The 14,218-nt window shown below is 67.7% G+C and carries 11 protein-coding genes; 2 read left to right on the top strand and 9 right to left on the bottom strand.

The features are described 5' to 3' along the window. Positions 1 to 107: 107 nt before the first annotated feature. Genes mnhG through ASD87_RS03735 form a run of 6 tightly spaced genes read right to left on the bottom strand, consistent with a single transcriptional unit; the run spans position 108 to position 6,093 of the window. The gene (gene mnhG, locus ASD87_RS03760; protein WP_056317327.1) at positions 108 to 449 is read right to left on the bottom strand and encodes a monovalent cation/H(+) antiporter subunit G; all 342 of its coding nucleotides are present in this window, start codon (positions 447 to 449) and stop codon (positions 108 to 110) included. Further along, entirely contained in the window at positions 446 to 727 is a 282-nt protein-coding gene (locus ASD87_RS03755; protein WP_056317324.1) for a K+/H+ antiporter subunit F, read from the bottom strand. Before ASD87_RS03755 ends, mnhG begins: the two co-directional genes overlap by 4 nt. After that, positions 724 to 1,206, bottom strand: a complete 483-nt coding sequence (locus ASD87_RS03750) for a Na+/H+ antiporter subunit E (RefSeq protein ID WP_056317320.1) — start codon at positions 1,204 to 1,206, stop codon at positions 724 to 726. Before ASD87_RS03750 ends, ASD87_RS03755 begins: the two co-directional genes overlap by 4 nt. Then, positions 1,206 to 2,837 (bottom strand): monovalent cation/H+ antiporter subunit D, encoded by a 1,632-nt coding sequence (locus tag ASD87_RS03745; protein ID WP_056317317.1) that lies wholly within the window; start codon positions 2,835 to 2,837, stop codon positions 1,206 to 1,208. The genes ASD87_RS03750 and ASD87_RS03745 overlap by 1 nt, the downstream gene beginning before the upstream one ends. After that, positions 2,834 to 3,178: a Na+/H+ antiporter subunit C gene (locus ASD87_RS03740; RefSeq protein ID WP_056317316.1), complete on the bottom strand. Its 345-nt coding sequence runs from the start codon at positions 3,176 to 3,178 to the stop codon at positions 2,834 to 2,836. The genes ASD87_RS03745 and ASD87_RS03740 overlap by 4 nt, the downstream gene beginning before the upstream one ends. Beyond that, the gene (locus tag ASD87_RS03735; RefSeq protein WP_056317313.1) at positions 3,178 to 6,093 is read right to left on the bottom strand and encodes a monovalent cation/H+ antiporter subunit A; all 2,916 of its coding nucleotides are present in this window, start codon (positions 6,091 to 6,093) and stop codon (positions 3,178 to 3,180) included. The genes ASD87_RS03740 and ASD87_RS03735 overlap by 1 nt, the downstream gene beginning before the upstream one ends. Before the next feature lie 557 nt (positions 6,094 to 6,650). Here ASD87_RS03735 and ASD87_RS03730 point away from each other — a divergent pair. Further along, entirely contained in the window at positions 6,651 to 7,637 is a 987-nt protein-coding gene (locus tag ASD87_RS03730; protein WP_056317310.1) for a tripartite tricarboxylate transporter substrate binding protein, read from the top strand. Positions 7,638 to 8,050: 413 nt separating this feature from the next. Next, positions 8,051 to 9,019, top strand: a complete 969-nt coding sequence (locus ASD87_RS03725; protein WP_056318708.1) for a hypothetical protein — start codon at positions 8,051 to 8,053, stop codon at positions 9,017 to 9,019. A gap of 27 nt (positions 9,020 to 9,046) precedes the next feature. Here ASD87_RS03725 and ASD87_RS03720 read toward each other — a convergent pair whose 3' ends face one another. From ASD87_RS03720 to ASD87_RS03710, 3 genes are all read right to left on the bottom strand, one after another. Further along, positions 9,047 to 9,934, bottom strand: coding sequence for a DMT family transporter (locus ASD87_RS03720; RefSeq protein WP_056317307.1), 888 nt, complete (start codon positions 9,932 to 9,934; stop codon positions 9,047 to 9,049). Between the two features lie 444 nt (positions 9,935 to 10,378). After that, a complete protein-coding gene (locus ASD87_RS03715; protein ID WP_056317304.1) occupies positions 10,379 to 13,036 on the bottom strand; it encodes an AAA family ATPase in 2,658 nt (885 codons plus the stop codon). Further along, positions 13,033 to 14,178, bottom strand: coding sequence for a DNA repair exonuclease (locus ASD87_RS03710; RefSeq protein ID WP_056317302.1), 1,146 nt, complete (start codon positions 14,176 to 14,178; stop codon positions 13,033 to 13,035). The genes ASD87_RS03715 and ASD87_RS03710 overlap by 4 nt, the downstream gene beginning before the upstream one ends. Positions 14,179 to 14,218: the final 40 nt, after the last annotated feature.

The following is a 14,218-nucleotide window of genomic DNA, read 5'->3' as shown; positions in this document are numbered from 1 at the left end:
TGTCGCCCACTGACATCACTATCCCATGACCTGGCGATGGGGGACATAACCAGCGACGTGAATTCGTAAGGTTACGTTTCAACGCCAATCGGGGTCGCGCCCCAAATTCAGCGCGCGTCTTTGTCCGCTTCGGCCTTGGTGAGGCGGTTGCGATAGGTCGCGGCGCGCATCAGCAGCATGGCCGTGACGGGCGACGACACAATCAACAGCAACGTGATGATGACCTCGTGAAACACGGGCCGCGCCGACAGCGCCGAGAAGACGAGAATGGAAGATGCCAGCACGCAGGCGCAGCCCATCGTGTTGCCCAGCGTGGGCGCATGGATGCGCGACTGGAACGTGCGAAAGCGCAGCAGACCGGCCGAACCGGTCACCGCCAGCAGCCCCCCCAGCACCAGCAGGATGCAGGCCGGAATGCCGGCCCACAGCGGGATATCGACGTCCATCATGGCTCGATGACCTCGCCGCGCAGGAGAAAGCGCGCCATTGCGGTGGAGCCCACGAAACCGAACAGCGCGATCAGCAGCGCAATGTCGAAGTACACGGACGTGCCGGACCGGATGCCGAACACCAGCATCGTCAGCATGCCGTTGATGTACAGCGTGTCCAGGGCCAGGACGCGGTCCTGGGCGGTGGGGCCTCGCAACAGGCGGATGGTGGCAAACACCATGCCCAGCGCAAAGCAGAGCAAGGCAAAGGATGCCGCCCAATACAGTACGGAATTCATTCGAACATCTCCATCAACGGGCGCTCATAGCGCTGCTGCACCAGCTCGATCCACTCGTCTTCGTTCTGCAGGTCGAGCACGTGCAGTTTCAGGCTGTGGTCTTCGGTCAGGTCCACCCAGACGGTGCCGGGCGTATAGGTGACGATGCAGGCCAGCATCGCCAGGCCATGCGGGTCGCGCATGGTGAGCGGGATCAGGATGAACCCAGGCGAGAATTCATTGCGGCGCGGATTCAGGATCAGCCGCGCCACCGCGATGTTGGACTTGATGATGTCCAGCGTCACGCGCAGGAAAAGCGGTATCACCTTCCAGAGGCGGCGCGGGCGCGCCCGCAGCGGTCGCAGGCGCGAGGCGGCCCACGTGAACCACAGCGCCAGCGCGATGCCCAGCGCGATCTGCCCCGCGGACAGGCTTTCGTTGAGCACCAGCCAGAGAACAAACAGCAGCGTGGGCAGGATTAGGAAGTAAAGACGGCGCATCAGCTTCCTCCCTTGACGCCGCGCACGGTCTGCGCGGACATGACGGCGTCGATGTAGGACGCGGGCTGGTCAAGCGACCGGGCCGCGTCGTCTAGGTAGGCCGACACTGGACCGGCGCCCGCGGCCAGGGCCACGCAAAGCAACACCAGCGCCGCGACCGGGCCCGCCTCGATCACGCGAAGGCGCGGCGTGCTGCGGTCGTCGCTGGCCCAGAAAATACGGATGCCGGTGCGGCCCAGGCCGATCAGGCCAGCCAGACCCGACACCAGCACGGCCGCCACGAGAATCCAGGCGTCCATGGGCGGCGCCGATTCGGTGGCCGCCGAGACGGCCGCCGACAACAGCGAAAACTTGGCGACGAAGCCGGACAGCGGCGGCAGGCCGGTCACCAGCAAGGCGCACGAAATGAAGGCCAAGCCCAGGAACGCCATCGCGGCGGGGATCGCCACGCCGACCACGTCGTCGGACCGGTTCACAGAGGTCGGATCATCCAGATCGAAGGCGTCGAGCGTAACTGCGAGCACGTTCGCGCCGAAGCTGCGGGTGCGTTCGATCAGCTCGGCCAAGAGGAAGAACGCGCCCGTCGTCAGCACCGAACTGATCAGGTAGAACAGCGCGGGACCGGTGAGCGTGACGCCCGGCATGCCCAGCGCGGTCAGCAGCGTGCCGGCCGAAACGATGACGCAGTAGCCGACCATTTTTTCCAGTTGCTGGGTGGCCAGCAGCCCCAGGGCGCCGAACAGCAGCGTGGCCAGTCCGGCGGCGAACATCCAGTCCAGGCTGAACGCGGCGGGCGCGCCCGTGGGCAACAGCAGCGAGCCAATGCGCAGCAAGGCGTAGATGCCGACCTTGGTCATGATGGAGAACATGGCCGCGATGGGTGCGCCAGCCGACCCATAGCCTTTGACCAGCCAGAAGTTGAGCGGCCAGGCCCCCGCCTTCACGAGGAACGCCACGCCCAGGATGGCGGCGCCCGCTTCGAACAGCATGCGCTCGGCGCCCGTCAGATTGCCCGCGCGCAAGGCCAGGTCGGCCATGTTGAGCGTGCCCGTCACGCCGTAGATCAGCGCAATGCTGATGAGCAGCAGGAACGAAGCCACGAGATTCACGGCGATGTACTGCAGGCCGGCGCTGACGCGCGCCACGCCGGACCCATGCAGCAGCAAGCCGTAGGACGCGGCCAGCAGCACCTCGAAGAACACGAACAGGTTGAACAGGTCGCCGGTCAGGAAGGCGCCATTCAGGCCCATCAGCAGGAACTGGAAGAGCGAGTGGAAATGCACGCCCGCGCGGTCCCACCGCGCCAGCGCGTAGACCAGCGTGGCCAGCCCCAGCACCGCCGTCAGCGTCAGCATGACTGCGGCCAGGCGGTCGACCACCAGCACGATGCCGAACGGCGCCGGCCAATCGCCCACCAGGTAGGCCCCTACCCCGTTTTCCCAGACGCCGGGCACGCCCCCGCCTGCGACAAACAACAGGTAAATCGCGGCCGCCAATTGGGCAAGCGTGGACACAAGCGCGATGCCGCCGCGCGCGTAGCGGCTGGTGTCGGCGAGCAGCAGCATCGCCGCGCCCGCGACTAGCGGAATGATGATGGGCAGGACCGGAAGATGTTGAAGCCAGAAACTCAAGATTGGGACTCCCGTCCATCAACGTGGTCGGTACCCGTAAGGCCCCGCGAGGCGAGCAGCACAACCAGGAACAGCGCGGTGGTGGCAAAGCCGATGACGATGGCGGTCAGCACCAGCGCCTGCGGCAGCGGATCCGCATACCAGGAAGGATCATGCGCCATGGCGGGATCCACCACCGGCGGCTTGCCGGACGTGAGCCGGCCCATGCCGAAGATGAAAAGGTTGACCGCATAGGAGACCAGCGACAGTCCCATGATGAACTGGAACGTCCGGGGCCGCAGCAGCAGCCATACGCCCGAGCCCGCCAGCACGCCGATCGCGGCTGCGTATATCAATTCCATCAGGCTTCTCCTGTTTGAGCGGCGGCCGCCTGGAGTTCGGCGGCGGCCTTGCGTTGCGCGCGCAGCGATTGGTGGGCAAGCGCCACCAGCACTAGCACGGTGGATCCCACGACCAGCATGTAGACACCCAGGTCGAACAGCAGCACGCTGGACACGTGGACATGGCCGATCAACGGCAGCGCGACGTCCCAGGCCAGCGCGGCGAGGAACGGCTTGTAGGCCAGCCACGCGCTCACGGCGGCGATGCCTGCGGACAGCAGCCCGATGCCGATCCAGTTCTGGGGATTCAGGCGGCTGCGGGATTCGACCCAGTACACCCCGCCCACCATGTACTGCAGGATGACGGAGGTGGCGAAGATGAGGCCGCCGACGAAGCCGCCGCCCGGCTGGTTGTGGCCGCGCAAGAGGAAGTACACGGAAATCAGCGCGGCAACCGGTAGCAGCAGGCGCACCAGCACGGCCGGCACCATCATCGAGCCCGCGGGCACCACCGACTTGATGTCGGGCGCGTCGGGGATGCCGCCGTCCTGGTCCATCTGCTGGCGCGGAATGTCCGCGCTCTCGGCGGCCGGGCGGAAGCGGCGCAGCAGCGCGTAGACGGTCAGCGCCACGATGCCCAGTACCGTGATTTCGCCAAACGTATCGAAACCGCGGAAGTCCACGAGGATCACGTTGACCACGTTGGTGCCGCCGCCGTCGGGCAGCGCCCGGTCCACGAAGTAGGACGAAATGGGATTGGTCTGGGGCCGCGCCAGCACCGAATAGGCCAGCGCCGACATGCCCGTGCCGGCCGCCACCGCCAGCAACAGGTCGCGCAGGCGGCGCCCGCGCGCCATCAGCGTGGCCTTCAGGCTTTCTTCGTCGTCCTGCACGATGCGCCGCGGCAGCCAGCGCAGACCCAGAAGCAGCAGCACCAGCGTCACGACTTCGACGGACAACTGGGTCAGGGCCAGATCGGGCGCCGAGAACCAGACAAAGGTCAGGCAGGTGATCAGCCCTGCCCCGCCGGCCAGCGCCAGCGAGGCCAGGCGGTGGTACTTGGCCTGGAACGCGGCGGCCAGCGCGCACGTGCCGCCCACGATCCACAGCAATGCGAACACCGGATCGACGGGCGTCAGGCGCACGGCGCCGTCCAGCCAGCCGCCCGCGCGCAGCGGCAGCCACGCGACGAACAGCGTGCCGACCACGATCAGCACCATCTGCACCTGCAGGCGCGTGGACGACACCCAGCGCAACAGCCACGCGGCGGCAACGCTGGAACCGTCCAGCAGCGCCTCGAATGTGCGGCGGCCGTCCAGGCGGTAGATGAACGGCACGCGGCCGGGATTGGCGCGCTGATGGGCACGCAGGGCCAGGTACAGCAGCACGCCTGCAGTGGTGGCGACCAGGCTCATGGCGAGCGGCAGATTGAAGCCATGCCAGACGGCCAGGCTGTAGTCAGGCATGTTCTCGCCCAGGATGCTTTGCGCCGCGGTGGCCAGGAACGGACCCACGGTCAGGCTGGGGACGATGCCGACCAGCAGGCACATAAGGACCAGCAGCGCGCTGGGCAGCAGCATCCAGCGCGGCGGTTCGTGCGGTTCGCGCGGCAGGTCGGTGGCCGGCGGGCCGAAGAACACCTGCAGGATGAAGCGCAGCGAGTACGCCACGCTGAACGCGCCGGCAATCGTGGCCAAGAGCGGCAGGCCAAGCTGCACGTAGCGGTCCGCGCTGACGAAGGTGGTCTCGGCAAAGAACATTTCCTTGGACAGGAAGCCGTTCAGCAGCGGCACGCCCGCCATCGAGGCGGCGGCCACCATCGCCAGCGTGGCGGTGATGGGCATCGCCTTGTACAGGCCGGACAGCCTCCCCAGGTCGCGGGTGCCGGTTTCGTGGTCTACCACGCCCGCCGCCATGAAGAGCGACGCCTTGAACGTGGCGTGGTTGATCATGTGGAAGATGGCCGCCACCAGCGCCAGGGTGCTGTTCAGGCCCAGCAGCAACGTGATGAGGCCCAGGTGGCTGATCGTGGAATAGGCCAGCACCCCTTTCATGTCCTGCTGGAAAATGGCTGCGTAAGCGCCCAGCACCAGGGTGATAAGCCCAAGGCCGCCGATGATCCAGAACCATTCGTCGGTGCCCGACAGCACGGGCCAGAAGCGCGCCAGCAGGAAGACGCCCGCCTTGACCATCGTTGCCGAATGCAGATAGGCCGACACCGGCGTGGGCGCGGCCATGGCGTTGGGCAGCCAGAAATGGAACGGGAACTGAGCGCTTTTGGTCAGCGCGCCCAGCGCCACCAGCACCAGCACGGCCGGATACCAGGGGTCGGCCCGGACCAGGTCGCCCGACGCCAGGACGCGGTCCATGTCGTAGCTGCCGACGATGTGGCCCAGGATCAGCACCCCGGCCAGCAGACAGAGCCCGCCCGCCCCGGTGACCGTCAGCGCCATGCGGGCGCCCCGGCGCGCGTCCAGGCGGTGGTGCCAGTAGGCGATCAGCATGAAGGACGCCAGGCTGGTCATTTCCCAGAACAGCACGAGCTGGATCAGGTTGCCCGAGAGCACCACGCCCAGCATGGCGGCCATGAAGGCTTGAAAGAAGGAGAAGAAACGCGGCACCGGGTCTTCGGGCGACATGTAGTAGCGCGCATACAGCACCACCAGCGCGCCCATGCCCGAGACGATCAGCGCGAACAGCCAGGCGTAGCCGTCCATGCGCAGGGTGAATTGCAGTCCGAGGGCGGGCGCCCACGGAATGTCGGCCCTAATGACGCCGCCGTTGGCGACGTCGGGATACAGGGTCGCGATCAGAACCACGCAGACGAGGGCGATGAGGCCAGCCAGCCACGCCTCGGCGTTGCGGGCGTTGGAAGGCAGCAGCGCGGCGCACAGGCTGCCGGCGAACGGCAGAGCGAGGATCAGGATCAGCGACATGGCGTTCCGAAAATGTCCGGGCCCCCTCCCGCCAGCGCAAGGCAGCGAGAGACGAAACAGACCGGGGATTGAAAAACGGACGGAACCCTGGCCCGGTGCGTCGCTGCACTACACGTTGCCCCGTGGGGACATCAACCAACGCCAATTGAACGGCGCAGACAGAAACAAACGCAATAGCTTTCTTGCAAGACCGGGCAAGAATCTCATCCGAAAAATATCAGATTCTTGTAAGTTATGCAGAGATTTATGTGAGTACTCAGCTAATGACAGCATGATGACTGCGCAGCGTTTGCGCACTGAAAGCGTATCGAAAGGCGTTCAACTGGCTGTCAGACACACTTTTTCCTGTAACTTCCGTCATCTTCGCTGAAATGGAAAACGTCTGAAAATTTTTGCCTTTCAACATGACAGGGACAATCCCAAGTTGACCGTGGGGACATACCTGTGTGGAATTGCGGCCACGAGGCGTTGGCTTGCCGGCACCCCCGGCAATGCGCGCTTCACCGAAGCCGGTCCAAGAAGCCGGCCGGCTCGGAACAACAATATGGAGAAGACTCTTGAACGTGTTGTCACATGCCAAAGCCGCCCTGGCCCTTGCCATCGCTGGCGTCTGCTTGACCTCCGCCGCTCAGGCCGCCGATCCCTACCCCAATAAACCCATCCGGCTGATCGTTCCGTTCGCAGCGGGCGGCACGACCGATATCGTGGCCCGCGTGGTGGCTGAAGGCCTGGGCCGTGAGCTCGGCCAGCCCGTGGTCGTTGAAAACCGGGGCGGCGGTGGCGGCTCCATCGGCGCCGACGCCGTGGTGCGCGCCGCGCCCGACGGCTACACGCTGGGCGTGGCCACGGTGAGCACCATGGCCACCAATCCGGCCACCAATCCCAAGAACCCGTACAACCCGCTCAAGGACTTTGCGCCGATCACCAACATGGTGAACGTGCCCAACGTCATGACGGTCAACCCCAGCGTGCCCGCCAAGACGCTGGCTGAATTCATCACCCTCCTGAAGAACAACCCCGGCAAGTACAGCTATGCCTCGTCGGGCGCGGGCGGCATCAGCCACCTGGATGGTGAACTGTTCAAGTCGCTGACCAAGACCGACATGGTCCACGTGCCTTACCGCGGATCGGGCCCGGCGCTGAACGACGTCATCGCCGGCCAGGTCAATGTGCAGTTCGACAACCTGCCCTCCTCGATGCCGCACATCCAGGCGGGCAAGCTGCGCGCGCTGGCCGTGGCGGCGCCCAAGCGCCTGCCCGCCCTGCCCGACGTGCCGACGTTCGCCGAAGGCGGCCTGCCCGACATGGACAACATGGCGTGGTATGGCCTGGTGGCGCCCGCCGGCACGCCGCAAGCGGTGATCGACCGCGTCCACGCCGCGGCGGTCAAGGCGCTGAAGGATCCGAAGATCGCCCAGCGCCTGGCCGACGGCGGCTCGCTGGTGGACGGCAACACGCCGGCCGAATACGCCGCGCAGATCAAGCGCGAACTTGAACTGCGCCAGCGCATCGCCAAGGACCGCAACATCGTCCTGACGAACTGATACTCCAGTTCGACATGAAGGGCGCCAACGCCGGTTGGCGCCCTTTTTCGCCTCCTGCGCCGCTTGACGGCAATTGCCCGGGTGGTAGCATCTGCCCCGTGCAATCCGACATATCCTCCCTACCCTGCGTCACCTGCGCCCTCTGCGCCCTGCGCTCAACGCTGTTGAGTTCGCAGGAGGTCGCCGCGCGTTCCGCTTACGCGCGGTCCAAGCCCGGCTAATCGCCCGCCTTTCCCCTTTCTGATTTCCTTGCTCCGGCCCGTTGCCGGCTGCCTTCGCACATCCACGCGCGCCGCAGCCTGAAACCGGCCGGCGGGCGCACTGCCGCGTGGCAGGTGCCCGTCCCCATTTCGCCTGCGCACGCCTTCACGAAAGCTGGCGCGGCGGCCACGCACCGTCTTCGATTCAGCGCCATGCAACTCACCAAGAAATTCGTCAAAGCCAAGAACCCCTGCGCGGGCGGCTACAAATGGTTCCTTCGCGACCACAACGGCCAGGGGGACTACCAGGCCGTGCTCGACGCGCTCGTCGCCGACGGCCGCGTCGGCGATGCCTGCTGGCTGCTGGATCAGTTCGGCCCGACCGACGCCGTGCTGCGCCTGGACACGCTGGACGCGAACGCCATCGTGTTCGCGGGGACGCTGGAAGTGCGAATGGGCATCAACGTGGACACGGTGGTGCGCGCCGGACGCAGCATTGTCACGGGCGGCGGGATCCGGGCGGGCGAATCGATCGTCGCGGGCGAGAACATCACGGCCGGCGGCAACATCGCCAGCGCCGGCAACCTGCGGGCGGGCGGCGACGTGGCGGCCGACTGGGGCATCGAGACGGCCACCCGCCTGGACTGCGGCGGCAACGTGCGCGCCAAGTGGGACATCTGCGCGGGCCAGGATCTGGCCGTGACCGGCCACCTGCATGCCGGCCAGGACATCAGCGCGCAAGGCGCCATCAAATGCGGGCAAGGCATCAAGGCGGGCGGCAGCGTTCGCGCGGAACAGGAAATCCATGCCGCCTGCGGAATACAGGCAGGCGGATCCATCCAGTGCGGCGATCACCTTGCCTGCGGGTGGGGCATGATCGCCGGCGAGGACATCCGCGCGGAAGGCGCCATCCGGGCGGGCGAAGGCGTGCACGCGGCGGGCATCATCGCGGCCGGGCCGGGACACGGCGTCTATGCCGGCCTGAGCGTGCGGCTCGACGCGTGGGACCTGTGCGCGCGGGTCGTGGCGCAGACGCGGCCTGCTCAACTCGTGAGCGGTCATTGGGCGGGGCCGGACGGCGCGCTTGACGCGCCCGCGACGGACGCCACACCGCCGTGGAGCGGCTGGATGGACGTCGGCGCAGCGAACAGCCAGGCCCCGGGCGGCGGCCCGCGCGCCTGAAAACCGTGCCAGCGTCTGCCGAGGACGCTATCGCTGCTGCTGCCCCTGATCGTTCCCCGACGCCGGATGGCGCAGGACGAGCATCAGCCCCGTCAGGATCGCGGCCATGCCCGCCAGGCTGAGCGCCGGCAGGCGATTGCCCAGGATTACGTAGTCCAGCGCGGCCGTGCCCACCGGCACCAGGTAGAACAAGCTGGTCACGTTGACGAGATTGCCCGCCTGGATCATGCGGTAAAAAAGCAGCGTGGCGCCCACCGAGATCACAAGGCCCATCCAGATCAGCGGCACGATAAAGCCGACGCTCCAGTCGGCATGCAGCGGCTGGAATGGAGCAAACAGCAGGCACAGCACGAGGCTGACCGCGTACTGCAACGGCATCACCTCCATCGGCGCCTGCCGGACGCGCTTTTGCAGCAAGGCGCCGCCCGTCATGCTGGCCAGCGCGGCGCAGGCATAGGCGATGCCTGCCACGGACAAGCGGGTCAGCGCGATGCTTTGATACACCACCAGCACCAGCCCGGCCAGCGCCAGGCAAAGCCCTGCCAGACGCGCCGGGGCATGGCGGCGCTCGGTCAGCGCCAGCGTCAGGATGGGTTGCGCGCCAAGCAACGTGGCCAGCACGCCCGGCGTCACGCCATGATCCAGCGCGAGCAGATAGCAGATGGAGTAACTGCCGATCAGCAGCGCGCCCGTCGCGGCCACCTGAATGCGCGTGCCGGGCTGGGGCAGCCATCGCCGGCGGGGTGCGCAGATCAGGAGCAGCGCCGCCAACGCAAGCAGGAAGCGGCACAACAGAAATCCAAAGGCGGAGGCGTGCGACAGCCCCCATTTCGCGAAGATCGCGCCGCCGCTCCACAGCAGCACGAACAAGGTGGTGGACGCGCGGGCAGTCCACGCGCTTCGGTTGATGGACATGAGAAATCACCTGTCTGAATGGCAACAGACTCCAGCCCGGCGCGCGATGACGCGCGCTCTCGGGCGCGCGCTGCTCAGACGGCAGACGTCATGCGGCTTGCGGCGCGGCGCGAGGGGTCAGGCGGGAGAAGGGAAAGCGGCAGGTCAGCCGACGACGGCCGACACGGGACGGCGCAAAGCCAACCCTGGCGGGCACACGCCCGACACCACACCGCTGGGCGGCGAGGCGGGCGGCGGCGGCGCCGCGTTCTTGACAGGAGAGACCGCCGGCGGAGAACCGGCAGAGAAGAAAGCCGGCACGCGCGCGCAGGCAAGACCGGCGCGGACGGCGCGGGCAAGCATGGCGAGAGGCGTGTGATCAGGCATCGAAGCAGCCTACCGGCCGCGGGCCGAAGCGTCAAGCGTTGGCGTCGGCGTCGGAATCAACGCCAACGCGCCCCGCCGCTATCCGATCCGGCGCTGCTCCACGCCCATGTCCCGCCATGCCTCGCCGTGGCAGGTGAACATGAGGATCTGGTGCCGCGTGGCGGCGTCAAAGAGCGCCCGTTTCATGAAGTCGCGACGCGCGTCGTCGGTGTGCACCAGCGCATCGTCCAGCAGCAGCAACGTGGGCCGGCCGGCCTCGCGCAGCAGATCCGCGTAGGCAAAGCGCGCCAGGATGCCAAGTTGCTCGCGCGTGCCGAAGCTGAGCGCCTCCAGCAGATCCTCGCCGTCGCCGCGGCGCAGCGCCGTGGGCAGCAGCGCATCGTCCAGTCGCAGCGCGGCGTCGGGAAAGAGCAGCGCCAGATAATGGTTGAGCCGCCGGGCGAGCGGCGCCTGCAGGCGCTGCGTGGCCGCGGCGCGTTTGTCGGCCAGCAGCTTTTGCAGCAGGTCCAGCGCGGCGGCGCGCCGCGCGAACTCGTCGCGGCGCCGTTGCAGGCGTTCGCAGGCCGCCTGCATTTCGGACAGGCGTTCGCCCAGCCCCTGCGCCCCGGCCTGATCCAGCTTGCCCTGCAGCTGCAGGATGTCGCCGTGGCGCTTGTGCTGCGCATCGCGTTCGATGGCGGCGGATTTCTCGAACCGCTGCACGTCCTGCTCGGCCAGTTCGGGCCGGTGTTCGGCCAGCGCGGCACGGGCCTCGCGAACACGGGCGTCGAGCTGGTCGTGGGCGCTGCGCACTTCAGCGAGCCGGCCTGCGCGTGCCTGCCGTTGGGCCACGCGTTCAGCGGACTGCAATTCGGCGCCCCGGGCAGCCGCCTGCCCTTCCAGCAACTGGGCGCGGGCCGTGTCGGCGTCCAGCGCGCGCTGCGCGTCGGTAACCGCCTTTTCCGCCTGGGCGGCCACCGCTTCGGCTTCGCGCAGGGCCTGGATGGCGTCCGGCAGGCCGTCGTCGTCTGCGTCCGCGACATCACCGGCCACATCGTCGCTCAGGTCCTGCGCGGGGGGCAGTTTGGACAGCCTTTCCTGCAACTGGGCAAGACGCGCCAGCGCTTCGTCGCGCTGCGTGCGCAGCGCATCCACGCCGCGCGGCGCGTGAATGCCCAGGGTTTTGCGCATGCCGTCCAGCTCGCGCTGCAACGCGGTGTAGCGGGCGTGGCGTTGCTCGGCGTCAGTCAGGGTGTCGACGCCCGCCCGCTTGAGCAACGCGGCACATGCCGACTCCGCGCGCGCCAGGTCGCGCTGCAGGGCCGGCAGATCCTGCCCGCCGGGTTCGATCTGCAGGCGGCCCACGCCGGGCAGGTCGAGTTCAGCCGCGGCCGTCAGCAGGACCTCGCCCGAGCCGCTGACCGCCTTGCCATCGAGCAAAGCTTGCGCGCCGGCATCGAGCCGGTAGCGCAGGCGGGTGGCCACGGCCTGTTGCTGCAATTGCAGATTGCCCAGTTCGCGGCTGGCCTTGCGCAGGGCTTCGATTTCGGCGTCGGAGATCTCCAGGCGCACGGCCTCGGTCTTGAGCGCGAATCCTTGTTCGATGAGGTGGGTGACCGCGATCAGGGCGGTGTCCAGGCGTTCGATCTCGGGCGTGAGCTGCGCCAGCTGGCGGTCCAGATCCCGGCGGTCGGCTTGCGCCTGAAGCTGCGCCACGCGACGGCGCGCGGCCTCGAGGGCGGCCGCATGCGATTGCCGCTGCTGCTGGGCGCGCACCAGCGGCTCCTGCATTGCCTGCACGTGCGCGTGCGCGGCGCGCGCCTCGCGCAGCAGCGACTGGTAGTCGGCTTCGTCCTGCTGATCGCGCCGGACCTGGTCCTGCAGCAGCGCAAGTGTCTGTGCTGCCTGCGCCTGCTCGCGTTGCAGCCCGTCGAAGGCTTCACGTTCCTTGGCCAGCGCGGCCAGCCGCGCGCGGGCCTGCACGGCCTTGGTCTCGAAATCCTTCCAGGGCTGCTCGGCCTGCGCGCGTTCATGATCCCGCCGCAACTCGGCCAGGCGGTCGACGTCGGCGTTCAGTTGCGCCATGGCCTGCGCGCACGCGTCGCGCTCGGACGTGGCGCGGGCAAGCGCGTCTTCGGCTTCCTTGTAGCTGCCCTTGGGCCGGCCGTTGCGCGCGTCCAGCAACGCGGCGCGCTCAGCCGAGACGCGGTCGAACAGGCGATCGCCGTCGCTGGACGCCAGCTCGCCGGAGAGCTGCGTCAAGGCATCGCGCAGATGCGAGCCCGCGTAACTCGCGGCTTCGTGCAGGTTCTGGCCGTCGCCCTGGCGTATCCAGAGCAGGCCCGGCACGCCGGCCAGGTCGGGTTTGCTTTGGCCGCGTCCGGGGAGTTCAAAGCCCAGCAAGACCGCCAGCGCGTTTTCGGCCTCTTCGCCGTCCAGCCGCTGCGCGCCGTCGTCGACGACGAGTTCGCAGCGGGCCTTGGACAGGAACTGCTTTTTCAGGACATACGAGTGATCCGCGTGCGTGAAGACCAGCTCCACGCTGGGGCGCGCGCCCGATTCGCCGTGCGGCGCCAGGTCGGCGACCTTGCTGGTGCTGTAGCGTTCAAGGAACGCGGCACGGATGGCGGCGGCAATCGTGCTCTTACCGGCCTCGTTGGGACCGACAAAGAGGTTCAGGCCGTCTTGCAGATTGTCCAGCGACAACGGCTGGCGGAACTTGCGGAATTCTTCGAGGGCGATGCGGGAGATCTTCATTTGGCGGCTCCCGGCGCAGCGGTTTCACGCTGGAAGCGCAGGAGCAGGCGCAAGGCCTCGCTGGCCACGGCGGACTGGTCGTCTTCGGCATGCGTTGCCTGTGTTGCCTGCAGCGCTTGCAGTTGCGCGGCGACCTCGCCCACATAGCCGCTGGCGCGCAATTGCGCCAGGTCGGCCTCGTCGGGTTCGAGCCGCACACCCGACAGATCCGGCAGCAAGGCCCGCACCTGCGCGGCGGCTTCTCCCACCGCCTTTTGCAGCGCGTCCCAGGTTTCAAGGTTGACGTGGCCCTGCACATCCAGGCGCAACACATCATCGGCGCGCAGCGCTGCCATTCGCTCTGCCAGCGCCTGCGCGTCCGACGAGAGACTGAGCGTCTCTGTCCAGGCGGACCAGCGGTACCGGCCCGTCGCGATGCGTTCAACCACGGGCGCCATGCCGGGCGCGCCGATCTGCACGTCAAGCACGTAGCCGGGCTCGTTGCCCCGGAAGCGGTCCTGTTCGGGCGTGCCGGCATACCAGGTGCGGGCATCGATGGACAGGCAGCCGTGCCAATCGCCCAGCGCCAGATAATCCAGACTGGCGCGGTCCGCGCGATCGGGCGCGATGGGGTTGGTGGCGTCGATCGTGTCGGGCAGGCGGCCGGCAACGCTGCCGTGCGCCAGGCCCACGCGGATGCGCCCGGCTGGCGTTTCCAGCGTGTCGAAGGCCTGCGTGACGTCGTCGTAGGTATGACGCTGCGTGAGCGGGGCCGCAAGCACGGCGAGGTTGGCTTGCGGCAGATCCACGACGCCGGTGACAAGCGGGACATGCACGTGGGCGGGAATGCAGCCCAGCTGCATGGCGCGGCTCCAGACGCTGTCGGCCAGCGCGGCATCGTGGTTGCCCGCGATCATGACCCAGGGCCCGGTGTAGGCAGACATGGCGGCAAAAAGCCGGCGGATGGTGCGATCCGACACCGCTTGCGTGTCGAAGACGTCTCCGGCGACCAGCACGGCGTCCACGCGGCGCTCGGCGGCCAAGGTGGCGATGCGGGCCACGACCTCGAAGCGGGCCTCGGCCAGCATGGCGGCATCGTCGGTTTCAAACTGGCCGTACTGACGGCCGATCTGCCAGTCGGCAGTGTGCAGGAAATGGGTCATGCGGCGATTTTGGCATAAAGCGGCGGGCCTTCCGGGCCCT

The sequence above is a fragment of the Achromobacter sp. Root170 genome (assembly GCF_001428165.1).
Taxonomy (GTDB): domain Bacteria; phylum Pseudomonadota; class Gammaproteobacteria; order Burkholderiales; family Burkholderiaceae_B; genus Achromobacter; species Achromobacter mucicolens.
This window is presented reverse-complemented; position numbering and strand designations above follow the sequence as displayed.